General features: G+C 64.1%; 5 protein-coding genes. All 5 read left to right on the top strand.

What is annotated here, in order from left to right:
- Window positions 1–1087, top strand: a 1087-nt coding sequence (locus EN932_RS25730; RefSeq protein WP_281061553.1) for a transketolase C-terminal domain-containing protein, incomplete at its 5' end; no start/stop codon positions are given.
- Window positions 1088–1245: 158 nt separating this feature from the next.
- On the top strand, window positions 1246–2256 hold the full coding sequence (gap, locus tag EN932_RS25725) for a type I glyceraldehyde-3-phosphate dehydrogenase (protein WP_127368747.1): 1011 nt from the start codon (window positions 1246–1248) through the stop codon (window positions 2254–2256).
- Window positions 2257–2474: 218 nt separating this feature from the next.
- Window positions 2475–4364, top strand: a complete 1890-nt coding sequence (locus tag EN932_RS25720; RefSeq protein ID WP_127368746.1) for a potassium/proton antiporter — start codon at window positions 2475–2477, stop codon at window positions 4362–4364.
- Between the two features lie 145 nt (window positions 4365–4509).
- A complete protein-coding gene (locus tag EN932_RS25715; RefSeq protein WP_013529247.1) occupies window positions 4510–5706 on the top strand; it encodes a phosphoglycerate kinase in 1197 nt (398 codons plus the stop codon).
- A 133-nt stretch (window positions 5707–5839) separates the two neighbouring features.
- Window positions 5840–6450, top strand: a 611-nt coding sequence (locus EN932_RS25710) for a class I fructose-bisphosphate aldolase (RefSeq protein ID WP_128369155.1), incomplete at its 3' end; no start/stop codon positions are given.

The following is a 6450-nucleotide window of genomic DNA, read 5'->3' as shown; positions in this document are numbered from 1 at the left end:
GCCGCGCACCGACTGGGAGGGACGTCTGGCCAAGGCCGAGCCCAAGTTGAAGGCCGAGTTCGAACGCCGCCTCGCCGGCAAGCTGCCGTCGAATTTCGACGCCGTCATCGCCGACTACAAGAAGAAGCTGTCGGCCGACAAGCCGAAGGTCGCCACCCGCAAATCCTCGGAAATGGCGCTGGAGGTCATCAACGGCGCCGTGCCGGAAACCATAAGCGGCTCCGCCGACCTGACCGGCTCCAACAACACCAAGACCAGCCAGACCAAGAACATCACGCCCGACGATTACGGCCAGCGTTATGTCCACTACGGCATTCGCGAACATGGCATGGCGGCCGCCATCAATGGCTTGACGCTGCATGGCGGCCTCATCGCCTATGGCGGTACCTTCCTGTGCTTCTCCGACTATGCCCGCCCGTCAATGCGTCTTGCTTCGCTGATGGGCATCCGCTCGATCTTCGTCATGACCCATGATTCCATCGGTCTGGGCGAAGACGGCCCGACCCACCAGCCGGTCGAGCATCTGGCGGCATTGCGCGCGATCCCCAACCACAATGTCTTCCGCCCGGCCGACGCGGTCGAAACCGCGGAATGCTGGCAGATCGCCCTGGAGTCGGAAAAGACGCCGTCGACCTTGGCGCTGACCCGCCAGAACCTGCCGACGGTGCGCACCGAATTCACGGCCAAGAACCTCAGCAGCCAGGGCGCCTATGAGCTGGCCGCCGCCAGCGGCGAGGCGGCGATAACGATCTTCGCCACCGGCTCCGAGGTCGAGATCGCACTTGGCGCGCGCGAGCTGTTGGAAAAGCACGGCCATCCGACCCGCGTCGTCTCGGTTCCCTGCTTCGAACTGTTCGACCAGCAGAGCGACGACTACCGCAAGAAGACGATCGGCAATGCGCCGATCAAGATGGCGATCGAAGCCGGCATCCGCCAGGGATGGGATCATCTGATCGGCTCAGACGGCATCTTCGTCGGCATGACCGGCTTCGGCGCGTCGGGCACGATCGAGCAACTCTATCCGCATTTCGGCATTACCGCCGAGGCCGCGGCCAAGGCGGCGGAAGCCCGCCTGCACGCCAAGTAAGATTCTGGGCCAGTTCGGCGAAACCGCGAAAACGGCTTCGCCGGGCTGGCTCAACTTAATCGATTTAAATCCACGCCAGTGCGGCTGGATTCTTTCTGCTTCCGCCGCTATGAAACTGCAGACCCCTCGTCCGCCCTCCAACTCCCAGGGAGAGAATTATGACCGTCAGAGTTGCCATCAACGGATTTGGCCGCATCGGCCGCAACATCCTGCGCGCTATCCATGAATCCGGCCGCAAGGACATCGACGTCGTCGCCGTCAACGACCTCGGCCCAGTCGAGACCAATGCGCACCTCTTGCGCTATGACAGCGTGCACGGCCGCTTCCCGCATGAAGTCTCGGTATCCGGCGACCAGATCACCGTCGGCAAGGAGACGTTCAAGGTCACCGCGATCAAGGATCCAACGCAGTTGCCGTGGAAGGAACTCGGCATCGACATCGCGCTCGAATGCACCGGCATCTTCACCGCCCGCGACAAGGCAGCGGCACACCTGACCGCCGGCGCCAAGCGCGTCATCGTTTCGGCCCCTGCCGAAGGCGCCGACCTCACCGTGGTCTACGGCATCAACCACGACCAGTTGACCAAGGATCATATCGTCATCTCGAACGCCTCGTGCACCACCAACTGCCTGGCGCCGCTGGCAGCCGTGCTGCACGAAACGGTCGGCATCGAAAAAGGCATGATGACGACGATCCACTCCTACACCGGCGACCAGCCGACCCTGGACACCATGCACAAGGATCTCTACCGCGCCCGCGCCGCTGCGCTGTCGCAGATCCCGACCTCGACCGGTGCCGCCAAGGCGATCGGCTTGGTGCTGCCCGACCTCAAGGGCAAGCTCGACGGCATCTCGATCCGCGTGCCGACCCCGAACGTCTCGGTCGTCGATTTCAAGTTCATCGCCAAGCGGTCGACCACGGCGCAGGAGATCAACGAAGCGGTGATCGCCGCCTCCAACGGCAAGCTCAAGGGCATTCTCGGCGTCACTCATCACCCGAACGTGTCGATCGACTTCAACCACGATCCGCGCTCCTCGATCATGGCGCTCGACCAGACCAAGGTGATGGACGGCAATTTCGTATCGGTGCTCTCCTGGTACGACAATGAATGGGGTTTCTCCAACCGCATGGGCGACACATCGGTCGCCTTCGGCAAGACCATCGCCTGATCACAAAGCACTCTTTTCGAGACTTGGAACGCCCGGCTTTGCCCGGGCGTTTTTCATGAGCGCAGCTTGCGCCTTCCCAAATTGTGTCCCGGGCGCCAAAACATCCGAAAATCAGCGGCATAGGCCAAAAAGCCACCCTGCCGCCTTGCACTGGTCACGTCTTCGCCCCACTCTCTCGCAAAGCAGGAGACAGACGAATTTGAGGGGCTGATTTCAGGATGGAGCATGCGATCTATCTCGTCACGCTGGTCGGCACAGCGCTTGTCGTCGCCGCCGCGTTTTCGAGCCTGATCGCCTTCCGCTTCGGCGCCCCTCTTCTGCTCCTGTTCCTCTGCATTGGCCTCGCCACCGGCACCGACGGTCTCGGCATCCAGTTCGACAATGCCCGCATCGCCTATTTTGCCGGCTCACTGGCGCTGGCCGTCATCCTGTTCGATTCCGGCTTCGGCACGCCGCTCAACGCCTTGCGGCAGGCAGCCGGCCCGGCGTTGTCGCTGGCGACCTTCGGCGTAATTCTGACCACCGGCCTGTTCGGCGCCGCCGCCCACTATCTGCTCGACCTCACCTGGCTGGAATCCTTCCTGCTCGGCGCCGCAGTCGCCTCCACCGATGCGGCCGCCGTGTTCTTCCTGCTGCGTGCCGGCGAGATCAATCTGCGCGAACGCGTGCGCTCGACGCTCGAGGTGGAATCCGGCACCAATGACCCCATCGCCATCTTCCTGACCATCACGCTGGTCGAGATCATCGCCGCTCATGCCAATCCCGAGACCAACGTCCTGGTCACCAGCCTTTTCCTCGGCTTCCTCCTCAACATGGGCCTTGGCGCTGTCGTCGGCGTGCTCGGCGGCCTCGCCATCGTGCGTCTCGTCGACCGGCTCAATCTCGACCATGGCCTGCTGCCGATCTTCGTGCTGACCTTGTCGTTGATGGTCTTTGCCGCCGCCGGCGCCATTGGCGGCTCGGGCTTCCTGGCGGTCTATATCGCCGGCCTCATCTCGGGCAATTCCGATATCCGCGCCGTCACCATCCTCAAGCGCTTCCAGGACGGCATGTCATGGCTGGCACAGATCATCATGTTCCTCATCCTCGGCCTGTTCGCGACGCCCTCGCAATTCCCGGCGATCATGGTGCCGGCGGTGCTGCTCGGCCTGTTCCTGATGTTCGTGGCGCGGCCGGTCGCCGTCTGGCTCTGCCTGATCCCGTTCCGCATGCCGCGCCCCGAAGTCGCCTTTGTCTCGTGGGTCGGCCTGCGCGGCGCGGTGTCGATCCTGCTTGCCATCACCCCGCTGCTCGGCGGGCTGGAAAATGGCCGTGTCATCTTCAACACCGCCTTCATCATCGTTCTGGTTTCGCTGGTCATCCAGGGCTGGACGGTCGGACCGCTGGCGCGCCGCCTCGGTTTGATCGTGCCGGCGCGGCTCGGACCGCTGGACAAGGTCGAGCTGGAATTGCCGGGTTCGGCCCATCACGAGCTTCTCGCCTATCGCGTCGCACCCGGCAGCCCGGTGGCGCGCGGCGAGCGCATCCCACGCTGGGCGCGACCCTCGCTGGTGCTGCGTGACGGCCGTTCGATGCGCTTCCAGGACATGGGCCGGCTCGCCGCCGGCGACCAGGTCTACATTTTCGTCCCGGATCGCTATCCGCGCCTGCTCGACAAGCTGTTCGCCAGCCGTGCCGTGGTCGATCCCGAAGATGCCGATTTCTTCGGCGCCTTCGCCGTCGATCCAGCGCGCCCCGCCGCCGAACTGGAAGCAGCCTATACGCCAGGTCTAACCGAAGTGGAGCAAAAGCTCACCGTTGGCGCGCTGGTCACGGCGCGGCTCGGCGGCCATGCCGAATATGCCGACCGCGTGCTGCTCGGCCCGATAGAACTGATCGTCCGCGACGTCGACGACAAGGGGAAGATCATAGGCCTCGGCCTGTCGTTCGAGCCGACCGCTCCGGTGGCGCGGGTGCCGGTCTTCCTCAGCGCCGGAGAAATCGGCGACCGTCTTTCCGCCTTCATCCGCAATTGGCGCAAGCCGACCGAGGCGCAGGCGGACGAGGCGCGGGCGGACGACAAACCGGCCCCGGAGCCAGCGCCGGAAAAGGCAGCAACCGAAAGCTGACAAACCCGCTATTGAGCGCTGCCATTCATCCACCCGCCAGTGCAAGATCGTGCCCACTTCAAAATTTCGGTTCGAGCGCGCCCTAAGCCTTGCATCGTCGCCGATGCGGGGTATGGTCCCCCGGTTTTTCGCGAAAGGAACCCGCATGGCCGCCTTCAAGACACTCGACGATATCGGCAACATCAGCGGCAAGCGCGTGCTGGTGCGCGTCGACCTCAACGTGCCTGTCACTGAGGGCAAAGTCACCGACGCCACCCGCATCGAACGCATCGCACCGACCATCGCCGAGCTATCGGCCAAGGGCGCCAAGGTCATCCTGCTCGCCCATTTCGGCCGACCCAAGGATGGGCCTTCGCCCGAATTCTCGCTGGAGCCGATCGCCAAAGCCACGGCAGAAGTGCTCGGCCGCCCCGTCGGTTTTGCCTCGGATTGCGTCGGCGACACGGCCGGAAGTGCTGTCGCCGCCATGAACAAGGGCGACGTGCTGCTGCTCGAAAACACTCGCTTCTACAAGGCCGAAGAAAAGAATGACCCGGCCTTCACCGAAAAACTCGCCGCCAATGGCGACATCTTCGTTAACGACGCCTTCTCGGCCGCGCACCGCGCGCATTCTTCGACCGAGGGGCTGGCGCATCTGTTGCCGGCTTTTGCCGGCCGCACCATGCAAGCCGAGCTTGAGGCGCTGGAGAAGGGCTTGGGAAAACCGGTTCGTCCGGTCGTCGCCATTGTCGGCGGCGCCAAGGTCTCGACCAAGATCGATCTGTTGATGAACCTGGTGAAGAAGGTCGACGCGCTGGTCATCGGCGGCGGCATGGCCAACACCTTCCTCGCCGCGCGCGGCACCGATGTCGGGAAATCGCTGTGCGAGCATGATCTCGCCTCAACCGCCAAGCAGATCATGATCGAGGCGGCCGAGGCCGGCTGCGCCATCATCCTGCCGGTCGACGGCGTCGTCGCCAGGGAGTTCAAGGCGGGCGCGGCCTGCGAGACCGTCGCCATCTCCGATGTGCCGGCCGACGGGATGATCCTCGATGTCGGCGCCAAAACCGTGACGACCATCGGCGAATGGATCGACCGCGCCGCGACACTGGTCTGGAACGGCCCGCTCGGCGCCTTCGAGATCGCGCCCTTCGATCATGCGACGGTGGCGGCTGCCAAGCACGCGGCGTCGCGCACCAAGGAAGGCAAGCTGGTCTCGGTTGCAGGCGGTGGCGATACGGTCGCGGCGCTCAACCACGCCGGCGTCGCCGACGACTTCACCTATGTCTCGACCGCCGGCGGCGCCTTCCTGGAGTGGATGGAAGGCAAGCCGCTGCCCGGCGTCGATGTGTTGAAGCGCTGAGGCTCCGAGGCGATCAACACTCGGAGAGCGAACAAGGCCGCCCGAGGCTTCAATCGATTCGAGCTTTCCGATGCCATTCCTTTGGCGGTAGACTTCCGTTAAGCGCGGAACAACCGTTTCAGGAGAAGCAACAATGAGCGAACGTCTCGAAGACATTGCCGCTGCGATCGTCGCCGATGGCAAGGGCCTGCTGGCCGCCGACGAAAGTTCCGGCACCATCAAGAAGCGCTTCGACGTCATCGGCGTCGAATCGACCGCCGACAGCCGCCGCGACTACCGCGAGATGATGTTCCGCACCAGAGAGGCGATGACCCGCTACATTTCCGGTGTCATCCTCTATGACGAGACGATCCGCCAGAAGGCCGCCGACGGCACGCCGCTGGTCGACATCATCAGGGCCGCCGGCGCCATCCCCGGCATCAAGGTCGATGCCGGCGCCAAGCCGCTGGCCAGGTTTCCCGGCGACACCGTCACCGAAGGCCTCGATGGCCTGCGCGAACGGCTTGCCGACTACTACAAGCTCGGCGCCCGCTTCGCCAAATGGCGCGCGGTGATCGACATCGATATGGCCAAGGGCGTCCCTTCGGCGACCTCGATCGGCTCCAACGCTCATGCGCTCGCCCGCTATGCCGCCCTCTGCCAGGAAGCCGGCATCGTGCCGATCGTCGAACCGGAGGTGCTGATGGACGGCGCCCACGACATCGACACTTGTTACGACATTTCGAAGGCAACGCTGATCAAGCT

The organism is Mesorhizobium sp. M7A.F.Ca.US.002.01.1.1 (assembly GCF_004022955.1).
Taxonomy (GTDB): Bacteria; Pseudomonadota; Alphaproteobacteria; order Rhizobiales; family Rhizobiaceae; genus Mesorhizobium; species Mesorhizobium ciceri.
The sequence above is the reverse complement of the archived record's forward strand: the minus strand, read 5'-3'. Positions and strand labels throughout refer to the sequence as shown.